The organism is Pseudomonas weihenstephanensis, assembly GCF_001043055.1.
GTDB classification, from domain to species: Bacteria; Pseudomonadota; Gammaproteobacteria; order Pseudomonadales; family Pseudomonadaceae; genus Aquipseudomonas; species Aquipseudomonas weihenstephanensis.
Genome location: NZ_JYLF01000002.1, coordinates 55,720 through 81,223, shown reverse-complemented (window position 1 = coordinate 81,223; position 25,504 = coordinate 55,720). Strand labels below are relative to the sequence as shown.

The window sequence follows — 25,504 nt, the reverse complement described above, 5'->3', positions numbered from 1 at the left end:
TCAGGCAGGCGGTATGAATCCAATCACAAGGTGAAGTTCAACCTATTTGAACAAGCACACATTTTTTTACAGGTCGAAGCTTCGCACAACACCTGATTTATTCCATAGCACAGGTAGGATTTTTCGCATTTGTTCAGGTGAGGCGCTGGTCCAGAACTGCGTGTCTTGGGCCGGGCCACTGGCTAACAGACCACGTTCGTGGAGCAAGCGTTGCAGTTGCCGGGCCACGGCGGCACCGGTATCGATCAGGCAGATCGAGGGCGGGAGCATCTGACTGAGCAGAGGCTTGAGGAAGGGATAATGCGTACAGCCCAAAATAATCGTGTCGCACCCTGCGGCCAATAACGGCTCCACATAGCCGCGCAGTAGCGTGACCAAGGCTTCGCTGTGCAGGTCGCCGGTTTCAATCAGTTCAACCAAACCGGGGCAAGGTTGGGTAATGACGCGTACATCGCTGGCAAACCGATCCAGCAAGGCGGCAAACTTGGCACTTTGCAATGTACCGGTGGTGGCGAGCACGCCCACCACGCCACTGCGCGTAGCCGCCGCGGCCGGTTTGACGGCCGGCTCCATGCCAACAATGGGCCAGTTCGCATAGCGCTGACGCACATCTGCCACACCTGCGACGGTGGCGGTATTACAGGCCAGGACAAACGCTTTGGCGCCTTGACGCTGGAAGAAGTCAGCCATCACTACACACCGCTGACGGATGAATTCAGGGGTTTTCTCGCCATAGGGAATATGCCCACAGTCGCCGACGTAGAGCAGCGACTCATTGGGCAGTAGTGCGCGGATCTCATTGAGCACCGACAGCCCGCCTACACCGGAGTCAAACACCCCAATCGGCGCTTCACTCATGGGCAGGGCCGCACACACTGCACGCCGGGTCGCGTTTGACCCGCAACTCGCGAAACCGCGTACCCAGCGCATCAATCAATAACAAGCGCCCCACCAACGGCTCACCAAAACCTGCCAGTAGCTTGAGCGCTTCAAGGGCTTGCAAACTGCCGACCACCCCCACCAGCGGCCCGATCACCCCGGCTTCGCTGCACGTCAGGTCGTCATCGCTGCCGTGCCCGTATAAACAGTGATAGCAGGGGCTGGCAGGTTGGCGCACGTCAAACACGGACAACTGGCCTTCAAGGCGAATGGCCGCGCCACTGACCAACGGTTTGCGCGCTGCGACACAGGCGGCGTTGACGGCTTCGCGAGTGCCGAAGTTATCGCAGCAGTCGAGCACCAAATCCACCGCTTCCACGGCCTTGGCCAGCGAGTCGGCGTCCAGCGCGCGGCGATGGGCCAGCAAGGTGATTTCAGGGTTGATCGCGGCCAGTCGAGCCAGGGCCGAGTCGACCTTGCTCTGACCGACACTGGCCGTGTCATGGATGATCTGGCGTTGCAGATTGGTCACATCGACGTGATCGAAGTCAGCCACATGCAGTTCACCCACACCCGCCGCAGCCAAATACAACGCCACTGGCGAGCCCAACCCGCCCAGACCGACGATCAGCACGCGGCTGTGCTTGAGTTTTAACTGGCCGTCGATGTCGACCTGTTGCAAGAGGATCTGTCGGCTGTAGCGCAACAGCTCCTGATCAGTCAGCACGGCAGCCGGCCCAGCGTAATACGCTCATGAGCGCCCAGGTCCTTGCGGCTTTCAACCTGGGTAAAACCGGCACCTTGCAGCAAGTCACGCACGGGCGCGCCCTGGTCGTAACCGTGTTCGAGCATCAGCCATGCCTCCGGGTTGAGGTGCTGCGGGGCTGCGGCGACAATCTGGCGAATATCGTCCAGCCCGTCGGGGCCCGCCACCAACGCACTTTCGGGTTCGAAACGCACGTCGCCTTCAGCCAGATGAACATCACCTGCGGCAATGTAAGGCGGGTTGCTGATAATCAGGTCAAAACGATGGTCGGCCAAAGCACTGAACCAATGACTGTTGAGCACAGTGACGTTGTCCAGCGCCAAGCGCTGGCGATTACGCTCGGCCAGAGCAACGGCTTCAAGCACACGGTCAACCGCCGTCACCTGCCAGGCCGCACGTTCACTGGCCAAGGCCAGCGCAATGGCGCCGCTGCCGGTGCCCAGATCCAGCACGTTAGCCGGCGTTGCAGGCAGCAGTTGCAATGCGGTCTCAACCAGCAGTTCGGTATCCGGGCGCGGAATCAACGTGTGTGGCGCCACTTCCAGGTCAAGATTCCAGAACCCTTGCTGACCCAAAATGTAGGCCACCGGCTCACCCGCGCGACGGCGTTGCAGGTAGTCGGCAAAGATCAGTGCCGATTCGCTGCTGACAATTTTCTCGGGCCATGTGTGCAGGTAACTGCGCGACTTGCCCAGGGCGGCGGCCAACAACAACTCGGCATCCAGTCGGGCCGTGGGCGAGTCAGGCAGTTCGGCAGCCCGTAACAAGCTGGCAATAATGGTCATTTATTCACCCAACGCGGTCAGTTGATCGGCCTGGTATTCGGCTAACAACGGCTCGATCACGGCTTCAACGCCGCCTGCCAGCACTTCATCCAATGAATACAAGGTGAGATTGACGCGGTGATCGGTCACTCGTCCTTGCGCAAAATTGTAGGTCCGGATGCGCTCGGAGCGGTCTCCCGAGCCCACCAGCAACTTACGCTCGCTGGCAATGGCATTGGCCGCAGCGCTGGTTTGCTGGTCATTCAATTTAGCTGAAAGCCACGACATCGCCCGTGCACGGTTTTTATGCTGCGAACGCTCTTCCTGACACTCAACTACGATGCCCGAAGGCAAGTGAGTGATACGGATGGCCGAGTCGGTCTTGTTGACGTGCTGACCGCCCGCGCCGGAAGAACGGTAGGTATCAACACGCAAATCGGCAGGATTGATCTCAATGGCTTCCTGCTCATCGGGTTCAGGCAACACTGCCACGGTGCAGGCAGAGGTGTGAATACGGCCCTGAGACTCGGTGGCAGGGACTCGCTGAACGCGGTGCACGCCGGACTCGAACTTCAACTTGCCGTAAACGTTGTCCCCTTCGACGCGAGCAATGACTTCTTTATAGCCGCCATGCTCACCCGGGTTTTCAGACAGGATTTCCAGCCTCCAGCCACGACGCTCAGCGTAACGGGAGTACATGCGAAACAGGTCACCGGCAAAGATCGCCGCCTCATCACCGCCCGTACCGGCACGAATTTCGAGGAATACGTTACGCCCGTCGTTCGGGTCTTTGGGCAGCAGCATGCGTTGCAGATCACCTTCGAGCTCAATCAGCCGCTCTTTGGCTTCGCGCACCTCCTCAACCGCCATTTCACGCATGTCGGGGTCGCTGTCTTTGAGTAACGCTTGTGCGCCTTCAAGGTCAGCCTGGACTTTTAGCCATTGGCTATAAGCACCAACAATAGGCTCAACTTCTGCGTACTCCTTGGAATACGCACGAAATTTGGTTTGATCCGAAATGACCTCGCCATCGCCAAGCAACGCGGTCAATTCTTCAAAACGGTCCTGGAGGATGTCCAGCTTATTAAGCAGTGACGCTTTCATTACGATTTTTTATCCGCAGAGCTATCCGATGAGCCCTCACCGAGGGCAAAAAGTTCTTGGGCCATGGCCAGCGCATCGAGGCGGCCTTCGGCGGAAAGCTTTTTCAGCTGCACGCTGGGGGCGTGAAGCAATTTATTCGTCAAGCCGCGTGCCAGTTGTGCCAGCACGTCTTCAGGGTTACCGCCATTGGCGAGCATTTTCTGGGCTTTTTGCAATTCTTCGTCACGCAGACGCTCGCCTTGTTGACGGTACGCCTTGAGCACATCAACCGCGGCCAATTCACGTAAACGCACCATGAATTCGTCAGCGCCAATACTGACCAGTTCTTCTGCCGCTTGCGCTGCGCCCTGACGGCTCTTGAGGTTTTCAGCTACGACCTCATGCAAGTCATCGACGGTATAGAGGTAAACGTCGTCTAACTCGCCTACTTCAGGTTCGATATCGCGCGGAACAGCGATGTCGACCATAAAAATAGGTTTGTGCTTGCGCAGCTTTAAAGCGCTTTCAACCGCGCCCTTACCCAAGATCGGTAATTGGCTGGCGGTGGAACTGATGACGATATCGCTGTGCACCAACTCTTGGGGAATGTCCGACAACAACACCGCATGTGCGCCGAACTGTTCAGCCAAAATGCTGGCGCGTTCAAGCGTACGGTTTGCCACCACGATACGTTTAACCCCCAGGTCATGCAGGTGACGGGCGACCAGCGTAATGGTTTCACCAGCACCGATGAGCAAGGCCTGACTGCGCTGCAAGTCGCTGAAAATCTGCTTCGCCAGGCTGACCGCGGCAAACGCCACCGACACCGGGTTCTCGCCAATAGCCGTTTCAGTACGCACTTGCTTGGCCGAGTTAAAGGTGGCCTGAAACAGGCGCCCCAACAATGGCCCGACAGTGCCCGCTTCACGCGCCACGGCATACGCTGACTTCAACTGACCGAGAATTTGCGGCTCACCCAATACCAGCGAGTCAAGGCCCGCCGCCACTCGCATCATGTGGCGAACCGCTGCGTCCTCTTCATGGATGTAGGCGCAGGACCTCAACGCATCAAGGTCGAGCTTATGATAGTCAGCCAGCCATTTCAGGACCGTATCGGCGGAAAGGTGGTCTTGCTCTATATACAGCTCACTGCGATTGCAGGTTGAGAGGATCGCAGCTTCGCGACTGTCGGTGAGTCGGCAGAGCTGCTGCAAGGCCTCAACCAACTGCTCGGGGGTAAAAGCCACGCGCTCGCGGACGTCTACTGAAGCAGTCTTGTGGTTAATACCGAGTGCAAGGAAGGCCATTCAAGATCGCTGATGATGACGAGAAGCCGGCAATTGTCCTACTTCGCCAGATTGAGAACAACCATTGCTGACTATTGTCTCTATAGTTAAGGTCTGTTGACGCCCAATTAGCCATCATCCTGGCCCTTCATATCGATAGTCGCAGCTGTTAGGGTTTGCCCTGTCGCATGTGTCATGATGCCCCGACCGCAGGTAAGTCGCCCTTCTCTTATATGAATAGATCCTCCGCGTTGCTCCTTGCTCTCGTCTTCCTCAGTGGCTGCCAAGTCTTGGCCCCCACGTCGCCGAACGAATCGTCCCCGGTCGAAGACGCCACTTCCGCACCCGAAAAACCAACGGTCTACAGCTCATTCAGCGAAGACACGCTGTACAGCTTGTTAAGCGCCGAATTGGCGGGCCAGCGCAATCGACTGGACCTGGCACTGGATAACTACGTGACCCAGGCCATCAACACCCAGGACCCGGGTATTTCCGAGCGCGCCTTTCGCATTGCCGAGTACCTGGGCGCCGATCAGGCCGCACTCGACACATCGCTGATTTGGGCCAGAAACGCACCGGATGATCTGGAAGCACAACGCGCGGCCGCTATTCAGTTGGCACGCAACGGCCGGTATGACGATTCCATGGTGTACATGGAAAAAGTCCTGCAAGCCAAAGGCGATACTCACTTTGACTTTTTAGCCTTATCGGCCGCCGAAACAGACCCAGACACCCGCAGCGGATTGCTCAAAAGCTTTGATCAATTACTCGCCAGGCATCCGGATAACGGCCAGCTTATTTTCGGCAAAGCCTTGTTGATGCAGCAGGATGGTGACGCACAAGGCGCACTCAAGCTGCTGGAACGCAATCCGCCGCAAGCCGGTGAAGTCGCACCGGTGCTGCTGCGAGCGCGCATCTTGCAAGGGCTTGATCGCGGCGATGAAGCCCTGCCGCTGCTGAAAAAAAGTGTCGAACAGTACCCTGAGGACAAGCGCCTGGGCCTGACGTATGCCCGCACACTGGTTGAACAGAACCGCATGGATCAAGCCAAAACCCAGTTCGCCAGCCTGCTCCAGCAATACCCCGAAGACGATGAACTGCGCTTTTCGCTGGCATTGGTGTGCCTTGAAGGCAAAGCCTGGGACGAGGCCGAAGGCTATCTGCAAACACTGATTGAGCGCGACAGTCACGTAGATTCAGCGCATTTAAACCTTGGCCGGATTGCCGAGGAGCGCAACGACCCGCAAGGCGCACTGATCGAATACGCCCTGGTTGGCCCCGGCAATGACTATTTGCCCGCCCAGCTGCGCCAGGCTGACATCTTGATCAGCCACGGCCGGGGCGCTGAAGCGTCCACCAAACTTGCCACGGCACGAGATGAGCAACCGGACTACGCGATTCAGTTGTTTTTGATCGAAGCAGAAACCTTAAGCGCGAACAATCAGACAAACCGCGCCTGGAACGTGCTGCAACAAGCGCTGAAACAGTACCCGGATGATCTGAACCTGTTGTACTCACGCGCCATGCTGGCCGAAAAGCGCAATGACCTACCGCAAATGGAAAAAGACTTGCGCGCCATCATTGCCCGCGAGCCTGACAACGCAATGGCATTGAACGCGTTGGGCTACACCCTGTCAGATCGAACGACGCGCTACGCCGAAGCCAAAGCACTGATTCAGCAGGCTTACGACATCAACCCGGATGATCCGGCCGTGCTCGACAGCTTGGGCTGGGTGAATTACCGCCTTGGCAATCTGGATGAAGCCGAGCGCTTGTTGCGCCAGGCTCTGGAGCGCTTCCCGGATCAAGAAGTCGCCGCGCACTTGGGCGAGGTGCTTTGGGCCAATGGCAAGCAGCGCGAAGCCAAGCAAATCTGGGCCAGGTTTCTTAAAGAAAACCCCGACAGCCCTCTCCTGCGCAAAACCGTTTTGCGCCTGACCGGATCCGAGACTCTTTAAATCATGTTTTATCGCCACCTGCGACACCTTATTGCCTTTGGCTTGATCGCCCTTTTGGCCGGCTGCTCGATGTTTGGCGCCCGTGAATCGGTCGAGGGTCACGGCAGCCCGGCGTTGTGGACAGAACACAAACAGCATCTGACGCAACTCGACGGCTGGCAGATCAACGGCAAAGTCGGAATTCGCGCCCCTAAAGACTCCGGCAGCGCGACCTTGTTTTGGTTGCAGCGCCAGGACTATTACGACATTCGCTTGTCAGGCCCACTGGGCCGGGGTGCCGCCCGCCTGACCGGACGGCCCGGAAATGTGAGCCTGGAAGTTGCCAATCAGGGCCGCTATGAAGCGTCCACACCAGAAGAACTGCTGGGCGAGCAACTGGGCTGGAGCCTGCCCGTGTCACATTTGGTCTGGTGGGTGCGCGGACTACCTGCTCCCGGCAGCAAAAGCCGGGTCACACTCAACGCAGACAGCCGTCTGGCCAATCTGGAACAGGACGGCTGGAAAATTGAATACCTGAGTTACGTCGAACAAAACGGATTCTGGGTACCTGAGCGCGTCAAGCTGCACGGTACCGACCTGGACGTCACCCTGGTGGTGAAAGATTGGCAACCCCGTGAATTGGGTCAATGACATGCAAAAAAATCCACTGACGTTACCTTCACCGGCAAAACTGAATTTGATGCTGCACATCCTTGACCGTCGCGAAGACGGTTATCACGAACTGGAAACGTTGTTTCAATTTCTCGATTACGGCGATGAAATGACGTTTTCGGTGCGCGATGACGCAAAGATCTGCCTGCACACCGAGTTCCCTGGCGTGCCCCACGATCAAAACTTGATCGTCAGAGCGGCAAAACTACTTCAACAAGACGCCGCCTGCCCGCTGGGCATTGATATCCGGATCAAAAAAGTGCTGCCTATGGGCGGAGGCCTTGGCGGTGGCAGCTCCAATGCCGCCACCACATTGCTGGCCCTCAATCATCTTTGGCAACTGGGCTGGGATGAGGATCGCCTGGCCGCATTGGGTTTGAGTCTGGGGGCTGACGTTCCGGTTTTCGTACGCGGCTACGCCGCTTTCGCTAAGGGCGTGGGCGAAATCCTGTCACACGAATACCCCGAAGAGCCTTGGTATGTGGTGCTTGTACCGCAAGTCTCTGTAAGCACAGCAGAAATTTTTTCACATCCTTTGTTGACACGTAACACTTTGCCCATTACAGTGCGCCCCGTTCCCAAGGGAAACAGCCGAAACGACTGCGAAGCAGTAGTGAAGGGGCTTTACCCAGATGTACGTAAAGCTTTGAATTTGTTAGGTAAATATACCGAAGCAAAATTAACTGGAACTGGAAGTTGTATATTTGGGGCCTTCCCAAACGAAGCAGATGCTGATAAAGTCCTGCACCTTCTTACAGAGACCCATACAGGGTTTGTAGCAAAGGGAAGCAACGTTTCGATGTTGCATCGCACACTACAAAATCTGTAAGCGGAAACGGGTACACGGTACTCGTAGCAACAGATACAGGGGCGTCGCCAAGCGGTAAGGCAGCAGGTTTTGATCCTGCCATGCGTTGGTTCGAATCCAGCCGCCCCTGCCATTTCTTATACTCATCCAGGTTACCCTCAGCCTTCAGGTACTGCGCGTGTCCAAGATGATGGTCTTTACGGGGAACGCTAACCCCGATCTGGCTCGGCGTGTCGTACGTCAGCTGCATATCCCACTCGGTGACATTTCTGTCGGTAAGTTTTCCGACGGCGAGATTACCGCTGAGATTAATGAAAATGTCCGCGGTAAAGACGTTTTCATCATTCAGCCGACTTGTGCTCCGACCAACGATAACCTGATGGAACTCGTCGTGATGGCTGATGCCTTCCGCCGCTCCTCAGCGACTCGTATTACTGCTGTTATTCCTTACTTTGGTTATGCCCGTCAGGATCGCCGTCCGCGTTCCGCACGTGTGGCTATCAGCGCAAAAGTTGTTGCTGACATGCTTACCGTAGTCGGCATCGATCGTGTTCTCACGGTTGATTTGCATGCTGACCAAATTCAGGGCTTCTTCGATATTCCTGTAGATAACATCTATGGCTCCCCAGTTTTGGTGGATGACATCGAAGATCAGCGCTTTGAGAACCTTATGATTGTGTCCCCGGATATCGGCGGCGTCGTGCGTGCACGCGCTGTTGCAAAATCCCTGGGCGTTGATCTGGGTATCATCGACAAACGCCGTGAGAAAGCCAATCACTCGGAAGTGATGCATATCATTGGTGATGTCGAAGGGCGTACCTGCATTCTGGTTGATGACATGGTCGATACCGCCGGCACTCTGTGCCATGCGGCTAAAGCCTTGAAAGAGCATGGCGCATCCAAAGTGTTCGCCTACTGCACACACCCTGTGCTGTCGGGTCGGGCAATCGAGAATATCGAAAATTCCATGCTGGATGAGCTGGTGGTGACTAACACCATTCCGCTGTCCGCTGCCGCACAAGCCTGTTCGCGTATCCGCCAGTTGGATATCGCACCGGTTGTGGCTGAAGCGGTTCGCCGCATCAGCAACGAAGAATCGATCAGCGCGATGTTCCGATAAGGGCCCTGCCCTTATCGGATATCACGTTGACGAAAAGCGCCCCGCCCCAACAGCCTGTTGGGGCGGGGCTTTTTTGCCCATACCGTCCATAGCGCTGGTCGCAAACGCTAGGCCGGATGTGGTTATTTTGGAGATACAACATGAACGATTTTACTCTGAATGCTGAAGTGCGTTCCGACCTGGGGAAAGGTGCGAGCCGCCGCCTGCGTCGTCTCGCAAGCCTGGTTCCAGCTGTAGTTTACGGTGGCGAAAAAGCCCCTGAATCCATCAGCATGCTGGCCAAAGAAGTTGCCAAACTGCTCGAAAACGAAGCGGCTTACAGCCACGTTATCGAACTGACTGTTGGCGGCGTTAAGCAAAACGTGATCATCAAAGCTCTGCAACGTCACCCGGCTAAAGGCCACGTGATGCACGCTGACTTCGTTCGCGTTGTTGCCGGTCAAAAGCTGACTGCAATCGTTCCAGTTCACTTTGTGGGTGAAGCTGCTCCGATCAAGAAAGGCGGCGAGATCTCGCACGTTATTGCTGAAATCGAAGTTTCCTGCCTGCCAAAAGACCTGCCTGAATTCATCGAAGTTGACCTGGCTAACGCTGAAGTCGGCTCGATCATTCACCTGTCGGACATCACCGCTCCTAAAGGCGTTGAGTTCGTAGCTCTGGCACACGGTAACGACCTGGCAGTAGCCAACGTTCACGCTCCACGTGTTGCACCAGAAGCAGACGCAGAGTAATTCATTACTCTGTTGTTGGAGTTTTGAGAAACATCGCGAGCTAACACGCAGCGAGTAAAGCGGACAAGATCGCGAAGTTTACTCATGTAAACCCGTATTTTTGTCCGTTTTCGCCGCTGCTGTCAGCGGTGATGTTATTCACAACGCCATAGAAGGGCCCTTGTCGTGACCGCCATAAAACTGATCGTTGGCCTGGGAAATCCAGGCACCGAATACGAACAGACCCGGCATAACGCAGGGGCCCTTTTTGTTGAGCGTCTAGCGTCAGCAAACGGGGTCAATCTCGTTGCGGATCGCAAGTATTTTGGCCTGACCGGGCGTTTCAGCCACCAAGGTCAGGATGTTCGCCTGTTGATTCCCACCACCTATATGAACCGAAGCGGCCAGGCCGTAGCGGCACTTGCCGGTTTCTACCGCATTGAACCGCAGTCCATATTGGTGGCCCACGACGAACTGGATCTCCCTCCCGGCGTTGCCAAGCTCAAGCTGGGCGGCGGCCACGGAGGTCACAACGGGCTGCGCGACATCATCGCGCAACTGGGAAACAACAATAATTTCTACCGTCTGCGGCTCGGCATTGGCCACCCAGGCGTCGCCAGCATGGTGTCCAACTTTGTACTGGGTCGTGCGCCACGCGCCGAACAGGAAAAACTGGACGCCAGCATCGATTTTGCCCTCGGCGTGCTGCCGGATATCCTCGCCGGGGAATGGAACCGTGCGATGAAAAACCTGCACAGCCAGAAGGCCTGACTCTACTCCTCGGGGAAAACACCATGGGATTCAACTGCGGCATCGTCGGCCTGCCTAACGTCGGCAAGTCCACCCTGTTCAACGCCCTGACCAAATCCGGTATTGCGGCTGAGAACTTCCCCTTCTGCACGATCGAGCCGAACACCGGCATCGTGCCGATGCCCGACCCACGTCTGGACGCGCTGGCTGCCATCGTCAAGCCTCAGCGCATCTTGCCTACCACTATGGAGTTCGTCGATATCGCAGGCCTGGTGGCTGGCGCATCGAAAGGCGAAGGGCTGGGCAACAAGTTCTTGGCCAACATCCGTGAGACCGATGCCATCGCTCACGTGGTCCGCTGCTTTGAAGACGAAAACGTGATTCACGTTTCCAACAGCGTTGACCCGAAACGCGATATCGAAATCATCGACCTTGAGCTGATCTTCGCCGACCTCGACAGCTGCGAAAAGCAATTGCAGAAAGTCGCGCGTAACGCCAAAGGCGGTGACAAAGACGCTGTGGCTCAAAAAGCCTTGCTGGAGCAACTGATTGCCCACTTCACCTTGGGCAAGCCGGCACGCAGCCTGATCAAGAACATGGACGCTGATGAGAAACACATCATCAAAAGCTTCCACCTGCTGACAACCAAGCCGGTGATGTACATCGCCAACGTGGCCGAAGACGGCTTCGAAAACAATCCGTTGCTTGACGTGGTAATGGAGATTGCCGCAGAAGAAGGCGCCATCGTGGTGCCAGTCTGCAACAAGATTGAAGCCGAAATTGCCGAGCTGGACGACGGCGAAGAAAAAGACATGTTCCTGGAAGCGCTGGGCCTTGAAGAGCCAGGCCTGAACCGCGTGATTCGCGCAGGTTACGAAATGCTCAACCTGCAAACCTACTTCACCGCCGGCGTTCAAGAAGTTCGCGCCTGGACCGTGAAAGTCGGTGCAACGGCTCCACAAGCCGCCGGTGTGATCCACACCGACTTCGAAAAAGGCTTTATCCGCGCTGAAGTAATCGCCTACGACGATTTCATCAAATTCAACGGCGAAGCGGGTGCGAAAGAAGCTGGTAAATGGCGTCTGGAAGGCAAGGAATACATCGTTAAAGACGGTGACGTTCTTCACTTCCGCTTCAACGTGTAAATACAACACGAAAAAAAACCGCGCTCAGGCGCGTTTTTTTTTGGCCTGATTTTTTAACTTTGCTATCAATGCCTCTTGTTCTTTGTGTTTATTCCCTAACAAGCGTAAGAAGAATCCTTTGTTCTTGAAGAAAATTCACTACATCCCAAATGTGTCTTGTGAGTCTAGGTTCGACGCGGCAAGCTCTTGACGTGACGTAGCATCTTTCCTACATAAATAGATGCTGCTATGAGTGCGCGCATTGCACTCTACACATCCGATGGAGCACTCACCGATTCTGGAATGGAACGGCTAGCGCTGTGCGCAGAGTCAAACCCAGAAACAAAGGATCTATAGTCAGTTACTACGCCCATTGACGGGCCGATCGGGGGGTTCAATGTTCGCTAAGCTGTTCTTCAATCGCTTCACTAGTTCCCTGATTGAGCGGGTTGTCTCTCGCTGGTCATCCGCTTGGCGAGATGCACTGGCTTCAGCTATTGCAGCCGCGCTGGCATGGATCCTTGCCCAGCACTTTTTCGGTCATGCGCACCCAGTTTTTGCGGCGATCAGTGCGGTTGTGTGCCTCGCGCCAGGCCTCCCAAGTCACGGCAAGCAAGCAATAGGCTTGATGGTAGGTGTTGCAACCGGAATTCTGGTGGGCGAAGCCGCTCTGTGGCTCCCTGATTCTTATCCATTATTACGAATTGGCTTTGCCACATTCGCGGCTATTGCCATTGCCGCCCTATATGGCCTGGCTCCTGTAGTCCCCATCCAGGCAGGAGTCTCCGCTGTATTGATGCTGGCAGTAGGCCCTGAGAGCGCCGGTGCTGTACGCATGCTGGATGTGATCATGGGGGCAGGTGTTGGATTGGTCTTCAGCCAAATACTGATGACTCCCAACCCCATTGGCATTATCGATAGTTCAGCCAAAGAGCTCTTGGAAAAACTCGCTTCAGGATTTGAAAAAAGCCTTGAGGCTCTCGAAAATAATGACGCGTCCAAAGCGCACAATGCAGTACAGATTTTTTCTTCAGCTCACGACAGCCTCATTACATTGGAAAACGGCATCGCCATGGCTCGAAATACTGCTCGGTGGACGTTACGCGGACGTTTTGCTTCACGTGAGGTCAAAGACATTGCCAGTCGTTACGAACGCCACGCCGTTCGACTCTACGCCAGCGCCTTGCTGTTCTCTGAAGCTTTTGCCAATGCCTTGCGCAAAGAGCAAGGCACACCGCCCCCCTCACTGCATGAACGCTTGAGCTGCGTCGCCACCCGTTGTTTAGCCCTTGCGAGGGAAGACAACAAAACGCCCCCTACCCCAAACACCCCTTACGACGTAGCGGGTATTAGCGCTGCACCTTGGCAACGTTGCTTAGAACACTTACAAACGGTTGAGAGTGCATTATTAACATTCAGACTCACTCCACATAGAGATACTGAAAAATGAAAATCGAGCACGTTTGATATCTAAAGGAGAAAGCAAAACACATGCTGAGTCTCTCGACAGTTTCAGACATCCGAAACTCACTGACTTCCTTAATTAAAACAGAGCATGCATACCACCATAACCACCCAGCTTTATATATCGACCCAACTGACTGCCAATCATTGTGTAAAAACATACAAACCTCATAAAAAGTGATTGATGAATGACACTTACCCGCCAAACCAAAGAACTTTCCTACTGCAATCAAGGAACATAAGCACTCAATCCATGCCTCGACCACTCTAAAATCAAAAACCTGAGGAGCATGAGAGTTTTCAACATACCTTTCACTCTAAGCACACCGAGCATACTGAGCCCCTTTTATTTTTCACCTCCAGGTGGCTGGCCCATAGGAGGGGGTTGCATCGAAATAATTTATATTAAATGAAAACACCTTTTACCTCGCCCTTCAGAGTAATGCCCCGCGTGCAAGATCAGTTGCAAAATTGATTATTGGAGTAGAAACATGGTGTCTCCACATAAAAAAAATGATGTTCACGACACATTTCAACTTGAAGACCCAGCGCTAGACGAAATCGTCAACAATATCGCCACGCTCAACATTGATATCTTGTTACATGGAGAGACAGGTACAGGCAAAGATACATTGGCAGAACGCATTCATTGCTTGTCAGGCCGACGAGGCAATTTTATAGCCATCAATTGTGCTGCCATTCCTGAAACGCTTGCCGAGAGCCAACTCTTTGGTGTGACGCACGGAGCATTTACTGGAACAGTGCAGTCACGCGCAGGTTTTATTGAAGCCTCAAATATGGGCACCCTGTATCTCGATGAAATAGATAGCATGCCCCTGACCTTGCAGGCCAAATTGTTACGGGTACTTGAAACCCGTGGCGTTGAACGCCTGGGGTCTACAAAACTTATAGCGCTGGACATGCGCGTTATTGCCTCAGCCCAAACCTCGTTGATCGACCTGGTTGAACAAGGTCTGTTCAGGCGCGATCTTTATTTCCGTCTTAATGTCGTTAGCCTCAATTTGCCGCCTTTGCGTGAAAAGCGTGAGCAAATCATTCCTTTATTCATGAGCCTTATCCAGCAAGAAGCAGAGCATTTCAAATCACACGCGCCCATTCCCGACAGCTCGCTGCTGCAACAAATGGTGTGCCATGACTGGCCGGGCAATGTCAGGGAATTACGATCCACTGCCAAACGACTGGTACTTGGGCTACTGCCCATTTCATCAGGCGCCAGGGAGGATGCGGGCACCGACATGAGTTTGAAGTTCCGTTTACAACAAATAGAAAAACTTTTGATACAAGACTCACTGCGACGTCACCTGCACAGCATCGATGCCGTTGTCCTTGAGTTAGGGATCGCGAAACGCACGCTGTACCACCGAATGAAACAATTAGACATTTCATAATAAAAATTTATTGGAACACCCTGAGAAAAAACAGCACTCATTAGATGAACACAAGAAGCACTCCCACAAACAAGTGTTCCTGGAGGTCAATCAATGATTCCATTAGTCACGCTATTAGCGCCTCTTGTTGCGCCCATCGTGCAATCAGTCGTTGATACCGTTGGCAGCATTGCCAAAGACGTTGTTAAATTTGGCTTGGACAATATTTCCAAGGGCATCGACAAGCACTTGGAAAGTATCAAGGCTCCTGATTCACAAACCGAGGCACCTATCTCGTACTAACAACGAGTTCATGCAGCTATTCATACACCCACGGCAATAACAACACAGGAAATGCACTATGATCGGAAATATTGGTGGCTTGCTTAACAGCGTCATTGGTGGCAATGGCGGCAGTGTTGGCAATGGCGGCAGTGTTGGCGGCGAAAACAACAAAGCGGAAGAAGCTGCTCGAAAAGCGTTGAAAGAACAAGATGAAACGCAAGCACGCATGACTGAAATGCAATCTAAAGCGGCTCAAAGCAAGATCGTCACGGATGGCATTAATGCCATCATGGCCGGTGCTCTTGACTCCGGTAATAAAGCGTCTAACTCTGTCAGCAGCTCCGCGAAACAAGTTCAATATTAACCTGCCAGGTTCAGCCCTAGCGTTTCGGCAGGGCTGTTTATCCCCCGCTCTCACAGCGGGGGAACCTTAAACTACGGCACGTGGGCTGTTATCTCTGCCAAGCCTTCTTATCTACCAGAGCGTCTTTATGAATATCAATATCCAGGACGTACAGACACCTTCTTTATCCGCCTATACGAAGACCTCTACACCGGCACCCGAGCAACTTGACGTGGGCTGGTTTAATGCTGCTTTAAAAAATAACGACCCCGCATCCGTCAACAGAGTTTCGCTCGACAACAAGGCAGGTCAATCATTGGTACAGCGCTCAGATTTCCTGCAAGGGTTATCAAATCAGGCTGCACGCGCGCTGCAAAAAGTAGGCCGTCATACGGACCCTATGAACATGGTCAAATCAACCCGCGCCATGTCAGCCTTTCATCTTGAAACTCAATTGACAGCCAAAATGATCAGCAAAACGTCACAAGCTATCGAAAAACTGACCAACCTCTCTTAGGTAAAAAACATGGTGCGTGACCTCTTCAAAGGCCTGTTCTTTATCGCCATGTTAAGCATGGCGGGGTGTGGCGAACATGTGGAGCTTCACCGTGAGCTCTCCGAACAGGAGGCTAATGAAGTTATCGCTGAACTGGCTAACAAGCAGATCAATGCACAAAAAATCCCTGCTAAAAGCGGTGTGTCCGTTCGTATCGGCGCTAGCGATATAAGCCGCGCCGTCAATGTACTGGAAGCCGCAGGACTACCGCGTGCCCAACGCACTAATCTTGGGGACATCTTTCGTAAGGAAGGGGTCATTTCAACCCCCCTGGAAGAACGTGCGCGCTATATCTATGCGCTTTCACAAGAGCTCGAGGCCACGCTGTCAAAGATTGACGGCGTCATTGTGGCTCGCGTGCATGTCGTGTTGCCTGAGCGAGTAGCCCCTGGAGAGCCGGTACAACCTGCATCTGCATCAGTTTTTATCAAGCACGATACAAAACTGGACCCGGACAGTATTCAGGCACGCGTACGAAGACTGGTTGCCAGCAGCATTCCCGGTATGGCATCAGCCATTGAAACTCCGAATAAAATAACCACAGTATTCGTCCCCTCCACGGCGTATCTGGAAAAACAGTCACTGGTCTTTCTGGGGCCTTTTCTTATTCCCGAACAGAACCAGGGATTTTGGAAAAAAATCTTCGTGGCCCTTATTTCCGCTCCGCCGTTGGTCGTCGTTGCGATTCTGATTTGGTTAAAAAAACCTTCGCGTCGACCTAAACCTGAAGACCTCGCGGCAGCGTCGCCTGACAACGAGCCTCACATCACGGGTGGACCATGAGCGAGGGTGAGTTATGGGCACGGTGGTGGGCGATGGCCTGGATGCAGGCTCACCCGGATTGGTATGACGCCGAATTCCATGCGTTGCCCATTGAACAGGCACGCACGTTAACCCGTAGCCAGCACGCTCGCACTGGCAGGGCTTTTGCTATTACGCCCTGCCTACCTATTGAACCTGATCGCGCTTTACTTCATTTCATATTGGCGCCAGCTACGCACCAGGCGTTCGTTTTGACACTGGTCGACTGCATCTGTCGCCCCCAACTGCCCAACTCGTTGTGCACGACACAGCAACTCTGGTGCCAACGTTTATCCAAGGTCTTGCGCCCCACTGACTGGCTTGCGACAAGCGATGACACTCTACAGCTGTTAAGGGCCTGGGTAACGCCAGCCGTTTGGCAACGCCTGCGTTTGAGCTTTGCTCGCTCCAGAGTCAGTGCGCTTGAACTCATAACACCTCACGCCATTGCACCACTAAAGCTTCAATCACTGTGGCAAGCCGTGCTGTGGAAAAGCATTAAGTTCAACGAAGCCGCCGCACCCTCTCTTATTGATGAACAGGAGCGTGAGGATGTTGTTACGACGCAAGATTGAACTGCGAGCAGACTTGCCAGGGCTGCCGTCACTACTGATGCCCCATCAAACACTCCTCGACTGCGGCCAAGCTCAGCAGATGCTGGCGCAGGCACATCGCAAAGTGGACGCGTTGCTCAGGGCCGCACACACCGCTTCAGAAGCAGCCTGTGAAAAGGCCCGGTCTGAGTTTTGGGATATGGCCAATGCACAACTGGCGCAATGGGCAACGCAACACTCAGCCCTGTGCCAGGCGCTGGAGTCCAACGCCACTCAAGTGGTAAATCAGGCCTTGCTTCATTTGCTTGATGAGGTGCCGCCCACATCGCGTATCACAGCGCTACTTGCACAACTGCTACGGGTTCAATGCCCTTCACTTAGCACCGTTTTGCGCTGTCATCCGGACGCTCAAGAAAGCATCCAACAGTGGTTATCTACCCACGTAGACAACGTTTGGCAGCTTGAGCCTGATGAATCACTTCCCCCGTTGTCCCTCGTGCTGGTATCAGAACATGGCGATCTGCATATCGATTGGTTCACAACGCGGGATGCCTTATTGCTACCTGACCCGCCTGATGGAACCGATTCAAAACTCAATACCACACAGTAGTCAGTTCATCACTAGGAGAGAACTACATGCCTTCATTCGAAAGCATCCAGCGTCGAATTGATAACCGTTTTGAAAAGGCCCAAAAAAATATGGACTCTATTGCGATGAGTAATCAGGGCAGTCAACAAGACATGCTCAGTTTCCTTAGCGCGTCGAAAAAAATGGCCTCTGCCACGTTCTCAATTACTGAGCAGACCCGTTTTAAACATAGCCTGACCAAATCCATCATTGATGCAGTGCAATAAATCACCTGTTCTTTGCACGACAACTCGAAGAGCGGTGAATAAAACGTCACCTCGATAAAAGTCGCATCTTGTAACGGTGCAATAAATAGAGTGCTTTCCATGCCTAACACCTCCCCAGGCCCAACCGGCTTGAATTTTTTCCTGCGCGCATCACTCAGACGCGCGGGCGGTTTAGCATTATTACTGTTCCTTCATATGCACACTCCACAGGCCATGGCCGCAGTGCCAGAAGAGTGGAAGAAAACACCTTACGCGTATGATGCTGTCAACAGAACGCTGCGCGACTTTCTGGAAGACCTGGCTCATTCAGCAGGGCTTCAACTTCAAATTGAAGGCGAGTTACAAGGCGCCGTGCATGGGAAAATCCGGTCCAATACTCTGTTCAATTTAATGGAGCGGTTGGCACTGGAGCATCGCTTCCAATGGTTCGTCTATAACAATACGCTCTACATCAGCTCATTGAGTCAGCAAACCTCTGAACGGCTTGAGGTCGCCGAAGAGGCCGTGTCTGATTTAAAACAAGCCCTTATTCATATCGGCCTGCTGGACGATCGTTTTGGTTGGGGAGAGCTGCCTGAGATTGGTCAGGTCCTAGTTTCAGGCCCAAAACGCTATGTAGAACAGATCAAATCATTTACACGCAAAGACTCCGATCTGGCCGAAAAACAAGATGTTTTGACTTTCTCCTTGCAGTTTGCAAATGCGGCGGATCGTCAGATCGACTACCGCGGAGAGAAACTGATAGTTCCTGGAATTGCCAGTTTATTGCGCGGGCTTCTCGATCCTGCCTCGGCAAACAAAACCGGTGTTCTGCCCACGTCTCAAATGATGTCCACACTGTCCAACTCGCCGACCGCTACGCCTTACGACTCAACACTGAGCAACATAATCCCGCCGGACCTGCCTAAAGTTCGAGTCGAAGCCGACGTACGAAATAACAGCGTGTTGATCTATGACTTGCCACAACGCAATGCGTTGTATCAAACCTTGATCGCCAAACTCGATGTTGCCCGCAAGCTGGTTGAAATTGATGCTGTCATTCTTGATATCAATCGCACCCAACTCAAAGAGCTAGGCGTCAACTGGGGGTTTCAAAACAGCCGTTTCGGGGCTGGCATGCAAAACCTCGCAGCAGGCTCTTCGTCAACCTTATCCATTACCAACAGAAGTCGCTTCGCTGCCGACATCAGAGCCTTGGAGGAGCGCGGTTTAGCCACTGTCATCTCTAACCCGTCCATCATGACACTGGAAAATCAACCGGCGATTATCGATTTCAACCGTACGCAATACATCAAAGCGGTAGGTGATGGCGTAGCGAATATCATGCCTGTCACGGTGGGCACCAGTTTCCAGGTAATCCCACGCGTGATTAACACCAATGGGAGCAGTCAGATTCATCTGATCGTGGATATCGAGGATGGTAATTTCTCTGAAGTCGTTGGCGGAGATATCGCCTATGACACCCCAGACGTCCGCAAGGCCAGGGTCAGTACCCAAGCGGTTATCGCCGAAAAGCAATCACTGGTGATTGGTGGTTTTCATGTGGCTGAAGAAGTTGACCGCGTTAACAGTGTTCCGTTATTGAGCCGAACCCCGTTGATAGGCAAAGCCCTGTTCTCTTCAACGCTAAGTAGTAACAACCGACGTGAACGCCTTTTCATATTGACCCCTCGACTGGTTGGGGATCAGGTCAATCCTGAGCGTTATCTGCCACAGTCGGATCAAGATCATCTGAGCGCAGCGTTCGCGCCATTGGCGCGGCGCAGGGCTGAACATCTTCCCATTGTGAAACGCGCAGATGTCGCCGAAACACTCGCCAATCTCGTCACGGGACAAGTGCCCAAGAAGTTCAAGGCGGGACCGATGCCCACTGGCGCTGGGGTTGTCTGTAAAACGCCGAGCCTCTTAAGCCCTGTCCCTGGGGCAAGTCAATGGTACTCAGGCGCGCTTTACAACGTGGCAGTACTGGTCCTGCACAACAAGGGCGATCGCTACGTGCGCATTGATGAAAGTGAATGCAGTAATGAGCATACCTTGGCGGTCAGTGTCTGGCCTCAAGCCTGGCTGGCGCCAGGTGAGAAAGCTGAAGTGTTCATTGCCACGCGCACGCGCAATAAAAATCAAAGTACCGCCGTCACACGCCCTTCATTACTAGCCCCTGCGGCGAGGAGCACTCCTAAATGACCCGATTTATACGCATTGGCCTCGCTGCCGGCATCTTGTTCATACTTCAAGGCTGTACTCCCCAATGTCGCGGTGACTCTTGTGAACGTCCGGAGTCGAAGGCTGAAACGCTGGTGATTTGGTGGCCTGCAGACATGCGGGTTGAAACAGGGCATAGCGCAGAACAGGCAGACCATCAGGCCGTGTCGCTAAAACGCTAAGCCTTAATAGGCGCTCAGGCCAATTCGCTTGCAGCGCCTGACTTCATAGCTGAGCTCGCGTGTATTCACAATCCCTCAGGAACCTGGCATGCATAAAAATAGCCCTGCGCCCCACCAACTGGTGGCGGCGCTTAGTCAGTACCTCAAGGTTAATTTGCAACTGGAGAATGGGGTGTGCGCTCTGTTCGACAAGCAACAACTGGAAATGTGCATCATCGAGCTTTTACCCATGAGCACGACGGCGATATTGCACTGTGCGATGGGTACTCGCAGCCATGCGCCTGACAGGCACAGCCAGTTGCTCAAGTTGAACCTGCAACCCGATAAGCTCAACGGTTGCTGGTTGGCACTGGATGAAACAGGGGAAGAGCGTTTATGCGCACAGTGCCCGATGGTTTTTTTAACGGAAGAATCATTTTGCCAATGGGTCACAGGCTTTATTGAACAAGTCGGCGAAACCCGCGCACTTCTCAGTCAAACCGCCTAAGCCTTCGCCACATTGGCGTTACGTTGCATCATTCGATACAACGTAACGCCAACCCCGTCTTAAACCTCTGTCCTGAGCTGATCCCGAATTTTCTGCTCCCTCAACGCCGGGTTTGAATCCGTACGCTCGGGAGCCGCCATTGCATCCTTGAATTTCATTCTCAGGGGCGTGTTCTGATCCTGCCCGTATTCAAACTCCGCACTCAGCAATTTATGTGCATGGCTGATTCCAGCAGCACTGGAGATTGAAAGCAGTGGTAAAGGCAGTGGAAACACCCGACGATCCGAGCGGCTGGCGCTGTAACTGACGCCAAAACTTTTCACCCGCACGTTATCGACATTTTGCAAGGCCCGCTCGATTTCACCGTCGCCATCCTGTCCTTTCATCAGTGTGCTTTCAAGTGCGCGTAACACACTCGGCTTCAATTCCAGGCCGATGCTCACAGACGTGCCTTCGCTGCTCTCCAGTGACTTAACCGTTCGAGCCAACTCTGGCTGATTCTCGAGTAACCGAATGATTGCGGCCTTGTTGGCAGGTGACGCATCGTTCAGCCAAGAGTGACGTGAATCACCATTCAAGCCCACATAGGAAACCGTGCGAGCCACTGAGCTTAAGGCTCGCCCGTTCTGTGCATGCTGCTGATGCTGGCGTTGAAGGCCGTCGAGTTGATCCTTGAGCGCATGTTGTTGCTCACGCTTATGCACCGGAGCCGACGCTGTATCAAATAAGCGCTGAACCGTTTGCAGTTGCTCACCGATGTCTTGTGTCGCCGTCAAAGGTAGGGCCTGAAGTGCTGATCTGTATTCAGGGAACGCTTGTGCGAAGGCATCGCACACTTGTGCGAGTGCTTCAGGCTTTACAGCGTCAGGCCGTGTGAACGTAAAGTTAAAGCTGTTCGCCACACTGCGATCGAAACTCACCGCGAAAGACACAGTGGGTGAAGCATAGCTGGCCAACTTTGCACCATTGGGCTCAACTTGTGCCATTCCCAACGTGGCACCCAGAAAATTACCTGCCGAAACGCCACCCCGACTAAGAAGTTGGGTATCCGATCCATGACTTTCACTGATATCCAAATCCCCCTGGGTAACGGAATGGCTATTGCCCCAGTGGGCAAGATTAAGACTGGCCGCACCCCCGATGGCTGCGCGCATCACACCACTGAGTGTTCCTGAACGTTCTTGACCAATCACATTGGCGCGGGCTTGTGCATAGACATTAACGGTGAGGTCCGCACCTGTTTTCGCTGTTTTACCCGATTTATGGTCCGCGCCCAAACTCAGTAAGCCGTCTAAGTCCCCCCCAAAAAGGCTATCTAGCATGTTAGGAAGATCAGCCTCCTTTACATCAAAATCAATCGCACTCCCTCTGCCATGCGCCACTGTCAATTCAAGTTCAGTGCCCAATCGGACATTCCCCACCACCCCTCCGCCTCCTGTTGATAACGGCGTCACCCCGGTACCTATCGAACCTGACAAGGAGTGTGCGGTATTCATGCCGATTTTTACATTGGCCCCGGTGTCTGTTCGGCTAATGCTCACACTGTTGGATTTCTCTCTCGAGGCGCCGACAAAAAACTCAATGATAGGCACGGGTTGAATATCAAACGCTATCAGGCCGACGCTCTTCTTTTTGTCTCTGCTTGAGGTCAGAGATTGCCCGCTGGAGGACTGCAAGATGTCTTGTAACAGCGCTTCTTTGAGACCCTTGCCTTCGGCAACACCCAGCAGGCGGGAAATATGGAAACTCAATGCACCGCCAGGCGTGCCAAGATCTTTGGATAACAATTTGAAGTTTTTATACAGCGCTTCGGCTTGCGCGAAGTTATTGATGTTTTGCGAGGATTTTTTGTGTACCGGACTGTCGTGATAGTCCTGCATGATGCCTTTGAGTTCACCCCCAAGCTTTACCAGGTCCGGCGCTTCGCCCTCCAGTGCCGTGACTAAATGACTCAACCGAGACAGTGTTAGCGCATGATGAATCAAACCGCCTTCAACTAACGCAGTCGGGTTTTTCACGTCCCGAGTGACATCAGCTGACCACTTCGATAAGGCAACACCCTGCCCCTCATAACTGCGTAGCAAAGCAGCCGTGACGTTGGTCTGAGAGGGCGACAACCGCTCAAAAGCCTGTCGCATCTGATTAAGGCTTGAGTCGGAAGACGGGGGCCTTTTGCCTGTGACTCCATTGTGCTCTGGGGTGACTGTTGCCCCATGCATCTCACCCAAACGGGTCGCCAGAGGTGCACTTTTACCTTCGACCAAAACCAGCGCGCTTTTGAGCTCATCGGCGAGCGGTTGAGTCGATGTCTTCAGGCTCAACTGCTCCAGGCGTGTGGTCATGTCTGTCGTAGCAGGCTGGGCATTCGCCAGGTTTTTAAGCTCGGTGCGCAACGCCTTGTCATTCGCGTATAAACCCTGCAGCCCCACCCGCCCTTTAAAGTAATGCTGAATATCGCGCCCGACTTCTTTAAAGCTTTCTACAGGCTTGAAATGAGTTCCAAAACCCTTGAAGTACGCACTGCTCTCAGTGACACCTTCTTGAGTTTGACCCAAGACCGTTGAGGACGCGCTCCACGCGTTAGTGCCGTTGATGTGCCCTTTCATTTGTCCCTGCATCAAGACCGAACTTATCGGCGATGCATCTTTGTTGCTCGATGAAGTAACCGGCCCCCATTGCAGCGCTCCCTGCGCCGAGATATCCAGTCGCCGGTTTTTCTCGCCCCAACGTTTCTCCTGAGGATTATTTTCACCCCAACTGGCGATCAAATGCTGGTCAGCGCCCATGCGTAATGATTTAAGCGGCTGGTTGTCCGGCAATTGAACACGCCTCCAGGCGACGTCCGATACGTCAGGGGATTGCCAATCTGCTTTGTCCAGCCTGACTAACCCATCCGTTTGGGTTTGCCCATAAAGGTTGCCAAGGTGATCCAGCGCCAGAGCCTTCAGAGGAGTGGGAGTGGTAAACGTTAAGGTTTTTTCCTTTCCATCAATATGCGCGTGTAACTGATTTTTATCATCGAGGCTCACAAAGCGCTTGCCGTTTTCAACTGCAAAGCCGGTGATTATCCGCGCCTCATCTCCAGCCATGACCTCAGCGAGAGTGACGTGTGTCTGTGCACGGGCGGGAGGGGCCAAGTCATAACTGCCGCCCATATGGACCGGCTCTTGGCTTTTGAGTGTTGTCAGTTCTTTCAACTGGCCTGCTTGCAGCGCATAAGCACGACCATCCAGACCGCGCGCCAGATGATCCACATCCACATGGGGGGTCTTGTCCCAACTCTGTGCTGCCGAGTCCCAAGACATCAGCGTGCCACCCTCGAGCGCAACTTTACCCCGCTGCCCAAGATCGATACTGCCCGCCAATGCTTTCAAATCAAGGCCTGGCACCCCTCTGTCGACGACTTTGAGCATCACGTCAGTGAGGTTCCACTCCGGTAAGAATCGGGGGTTATCCGTTAATGGATTGCTATGCAGTTGCTTGTAGTTGTCAGCCACCAACGCATTAAGCTGGCCATTATCGTCATGCATGAAGCCTTTGACATGAGCGCCGCTTTTGGGCAACTCGACGGGCACCTGGTGCATCTGCAAAAGGCTTTTATCAGCACTTCGCAAATCTGCGCGAAGCAGCTCGCCGTCTTCAGTGGTGGCAAAGAGCGTATGACCTGCCAACCCGATTCGGGTCAGTGCAACAGGCTCACCAGACTCACTGACAGGTGTCAGCCGTGCAGGAGCACCACCTGTTGCAGTGTTAGCAATTTCAAGGGACATGTCGTCTTCTGATTGCATCAGGCTCACCTGCGTGGTGCCTTCAACACTCATGTCACTGATGCCCTGCGGCACCTTCATCAACGCGCCCTCATTGGTCAAACCAAGTCGTTGGTATTGCCCCTGATCTTTGTCGGGTAACCAGGTGTCCGTTTGAGGTTCAAAGCGATGCAAACGCTGTTCTATCAAGCGAAACTGATCACCTTCTTGCGTTGTGTGTACACCGCTGACTTGCCCTAAATGCGCTCTCCCCGGGTTATTTATGACCTCAGGACTGGCAGCCTGAGTGCGGCTGCTTTTGAACACAGCCGCAGCGGCCGGCGTACATGAAAGATGAAAAACATTGAGTTTTTGATCCACAAAACGTAGCCCTTGGCCTTTGTCTACCCCCGCGGAGTCTTGCATAAAGCGCTTGGGGAGCTGATTAAGTCGATCGGCCATTTCTCGGCCGGCTTGCGACCCTTGCACAACTACTTTTCCGTGTTGCAACGTTGCGTTGAACGCCATTGAGGACACGTGATAGTGACGAAACTGAGTCAGTGCGACAGGTTGCTTGCTGGCTCGCCCTCGGTGAAAGAGGTCACTGCAGCATTTAACAAAGCCACGAGAGGCTGGCTTTTGCGCTATGGCGTCATGGCCAGGCTTCGCTGCGCTTGACGTATTGAGATTACTCAGATTAGGAACGATGGCATCTAAAGGACTTAAGGGCATGAGACACTCG

The 25,504-nt window shown here is 53.7% G+C and carries 25 protein-coding genes and 1 tRNA gene; 20 read left to right on the top strand and 6 right to left on the bottom strand.

The window, feature by feature from the left end; all coding sequences use genetic code 11:
• Positions 1–66: 66 nt before the first annotated feature.
• Genes murI through hemA form a run of 5 tightly spaced genes read right to left on the bottom strand, consistent with a single transcriptional unit; the run spans position 67 to position 4,799 of the window.
• On the bottom strand, positions 67–858 hold the full coding sequence (murI, locus tag TU86_RS04525) for a glutamate racemase (RefSeq protein ID WP_048363113.1): 792 nt from the start codon (positions 856–858) through the stop codon (positions 67–69).
• Positions 851–1,606, bottom strand: a complete 756-nt coding sequence (locus TU86_RS04520; protein WP_048363112.1) for a molybdopterin-synthase adenylyltransferase MoeB — start codon at positions 1,604–1,606, stop codon at positions 851–853. Before TU86_RS04520 ends, murI begins: the two co-directional genes overlap by 8 nt.
• Positions 1,600–2,430 carry a peptide chain release factor N(5)-glutamine methyltransferase gene (prmC, locus tag TU86_RS04515; RefSeq protein WP_048363111.1) on the bottom strand — a complete coding sequence of 277 codons (831 nt, stop codon included), beginning with the start codon at positions 2,428–2,430 and terminating at the stop codon, positions 1,600–1,602. The genes TU86_RS04520 and prmC overlap by 7 nt, the downstream gene beginning before the upstream one ends.
• Positions 2,431–3,513, bottom strand: a complete 1,083-nt coding sequence (gene prfA / locus TU86_RS04510) for a peptide chain release factor 1 (protein ID WP_048363110.1) — start codon at positions 3,511–3,513, stop codon at positions 2,431–2,433.
• On the bottom strand, positions 3,513–4,799 hold the full coding sequence (gene hemA / locus TU86_RS04505; RefSeq protein ID WP_048363109.1) for a glutamyl-tRNA reductase: 1,287 nt from the start codon (positions 4,797–4,799) through the stop codon (positions 3,513–3,515). Before hemA ends, prfA begins: the two co-directional genes overlap by 1 nt.
• A 212-nt stretch (positions 4,800–5,011) precedes the next feature.
• On the opposite strand from hemA, the gene TU86_RS04500 reads away from it, so the two are divergent.
• The 20 genes from TU86_RS04500 (at position 5,012) to TU86_RS04405 (ending at position 21,016) form a co-directional block, all read left to right on the top strand.
• Positions 5,012–6,736 (top strand): tetratricopeptide repeat protein, encoded by a 1,725-nt coding sequence (locus tag TU86_RS04500; RefSeq protein WP_048363108.1) that lies wholly within the window; start codon positions 5,012–5,014, stop codon positions 6,734–6,736.
• Positions 6,737–6,739: 3 nt separating this feature from the next.
• Positions 6,740–7,366: a lipoprotein insertase outer membrane protein LolB gene (gene lolB / locus TU86_RS04495; protein WP_048363107.1), complete on the top strand. Its 627-nt coding sequence runs from the start codon at positions 6,740–6,742 to the stop codon at positions 7,364–7,366.
• A 1-nt stretch (position 7,367) separates the two neighbouring features.
• Positions 7,368–8,216, top strand: coding sequence for a 4-(cytidine 5'-diphospho)-2-C-methyl-D-erythritol kinase (gene ispE / locus TU86_RS04490; RefSeq protein WP_048363106.1), 849 nt, complete (start codon positions 7,368–7,370; stop codon positions 8,214–8,216).
• A 37-nt stretch (positions 8,217–8,253) separates the two neighbouring features.
• Positions 8,254–8,328: transfer RNA gene (locus tag TU86_RS04485), tRNA-Gln, on the top strand.
• A 45-nt stretch (positions 8,329–8,373) separates the two neighbouring features.
• Entirely contained in the window at positions 8,374–9,315 is a 942-nt protein-coding gene (locus TU86_RS04480) for a ribose-phosphate pyrophosphokinase (RefSeq protein WP_019825119.1), read from the top strand.
• A gap of 140 nt (positions 9,316–9,455) precedes the next feature.
• On the top strand, positions 9,456–10,046 hold the full coding sequence (locus tag TU86_RS04475; protein ID WP_048363105.1) for a 50S ribosomal protein L25/general stress protein Ctc: 591 nt from the start codon (positions 9,456–9,458) through the stop codon (positions 10,044–10,046).
• 165 nt (positions 10,047–10,211) lie between these two features.
• Positions 10,212–10,796 (top strand): aminoacyl-tRNA hydrolase, encoded by a 585-nt coding sequence (gene pth / locus TU86_RS04470; RefSeq protein ID WP_048363104.1) that lies wholly within the window; start codon positions 10,212–10,214, stop codon positions 10,794–10,796.
• Between the two features lie 23 nt (positions 10,797–10,819).
• Positions 10,820–11,920 carry a redox-regulated ATPase YchF gene (ychF, locus tag TU86_RS04465; protein WP_048363103.1) on the top strand — a complete coding sequence of 367 codons (1,101 nt, stop codon included), beginning with the start codon at positions 10,820–10,822 and terminating at the stop codon, positions 11,918–11,920.
• 376 nt (positions 11,921–12,296) lie between these two features.
• On the top strand, positions 12,297–13,349 hold the full coding sequence (locus TU86_RS04460; protein ID WP_048363102.1) for an FUSC family protein: 1,053 nt from the start codon (positions 12,297–12,299) through the stop codon (positions 13,347–13,349).
• Between the two features lie 505 nt (positions 13,350–13,854).
• Positions 13,855–14,772, top strand: coding sequence for a sigma 54-interacting transcriptional regulator (locus TU86_RS04455; RefSeq protein WP_048363101.1), 918 nt, complete (start codon positions 13,855–13,857; stop codon positions 14,770–14,772).
• 93 nt (positions 14,773–14,865) lie between these two features.
• Positions 14,866–15,054, top strand: coding sequence for a hypothetical protein (locus TU86_RS04450; protein WP_048363100.1), 189 nt, complete (start codon positions 14,866–14,868; stop codon positions 15,052–15,054).
• A gap of 58 nt (positions 15,055–15,112) precedes the next feature.
• Complete coding sequence (locus tag TU86_RS04445) at positions 15,113–15,400, top strand: type III secretion system major pilin HrpA (protein ID WP_048363099.1); 288 nt, start codon at positions 15,113–15,115, stop codon at positions 15,398–15,400.
• Between the two features lie 127 nt (positions 15,401–15,527).
• Positions 15,528–15,896 carry a type III secretion system inner rod subunit SctI gene (sctI, locus tag TU86_RS22325; RefSeq protein ID WP_048363098.1) on the top strand — a complete coding sequence of 123 codons (369 nt, stop codon included), beginning with the start codon at positions 15,528–15,530 and terminating at the stop codon, positions 15,894–15,896.
• Between the two features lie 9 nt (positions 15,897–15,905).
• Positions 15,906–16,718: a type III secretion system inner membrane ring lipoprotein SctJ gene (sctJ, locus tag TU86_RS04435; RefSeq protein ID WP_048363097.1), complete on the top strand. Its 813-nt coding sequence runs from the start codon at positions 15,906–15,908 to the stop codon at positions 16,716–16,718.
• Positions 16,719–16,750: 32 nt separating this feature from the next.
• Positions 16,751–17,311: a type III secretion protein gene (locus TU86_RS04430; protein WP_173426971.1), complete on the top strand. Its 561-nt coding sequence runs from the start codon at positions 16,751–16,753 to the stop codon at positions 17,309–17,311.
• A complete protein-coding gene (sctL, locus tag TU86_RS04425) occupies positions 17,289–17,900 on the top strand; it encodes a type III secretion system stator protein SctL (RefSeq protein ID WP_048363095.1) in 612 nt (203 codons plus the stop codon). The genes TU86_RS04430 and sctL overlap by 23 nt, the downstream gene beginning before the upstream one ends.
• 26 nt (positions 17,901–17,926) lie before the next feature.
• Positions 17,927–18,145, top strand: a complete 219-nt coding sequence (locus TU86_RS04420) for a type III secretion protein HrpF (RefSeq protein ID WP_048363094.1) — start codon at positions 17,927–17,929, stop codon at positions 18,143–18,145.
• Between the two features lie 99 nt (positions 18,146–18,244).
• Positions 18,245–20,329, top strand: coding sequence for a type III secretion system outer membrane ring subunit SctC (sctC, locus tag TU86_RS04415; protein ID WP_048363093.1), 2,085 nt, complete (start codon positions 18,245–18,247; stop codon positions 20,327–20,329).
• Positions 20,326–20,529, top strand: a complete 204-nt coding sequence (gene hrpT, locus TU86_RS23235; RefSeq protein WP_048363092.1) for an HrpT family type III secretion system protein — start codon at positions 20,326–20,328, stop codon at positions 20,527–20,529. Before sctC ends, hrpT begins: the two co-directional genes overlap by 4 nt.
• An 88-nt stretch (positions 20,530–20,617) precedes the next feature.
• Entirely contained in the window at positions 20,618–21,016 is a 399-nt protein-coding gene (locus tag TU86_RS04405) for a type III secretion system chaperone (RefSeq protein WP_048363091.1), read from the top strand.
• Between the two features lie 59 nt (positions 21,017–21,075).
• Here TU86_RS04405 and TU86_RS04400 read toward each other — a convergent pair whose 3' ends face one another.
• On the bottom strand, positions 21,076–25,290 hold the full coding sequence (locus tag TU86_RS04400; RefSeq protein WP_048363090.1) for an AvrE-family type 3 secretion system effector: 4,215 nt from the start codon (positions 25,288–25,290) through the stop codon (positions 21,076–21,078).
• Positions 25,291–25,504 lie beyond the last annotated feature (214 nt).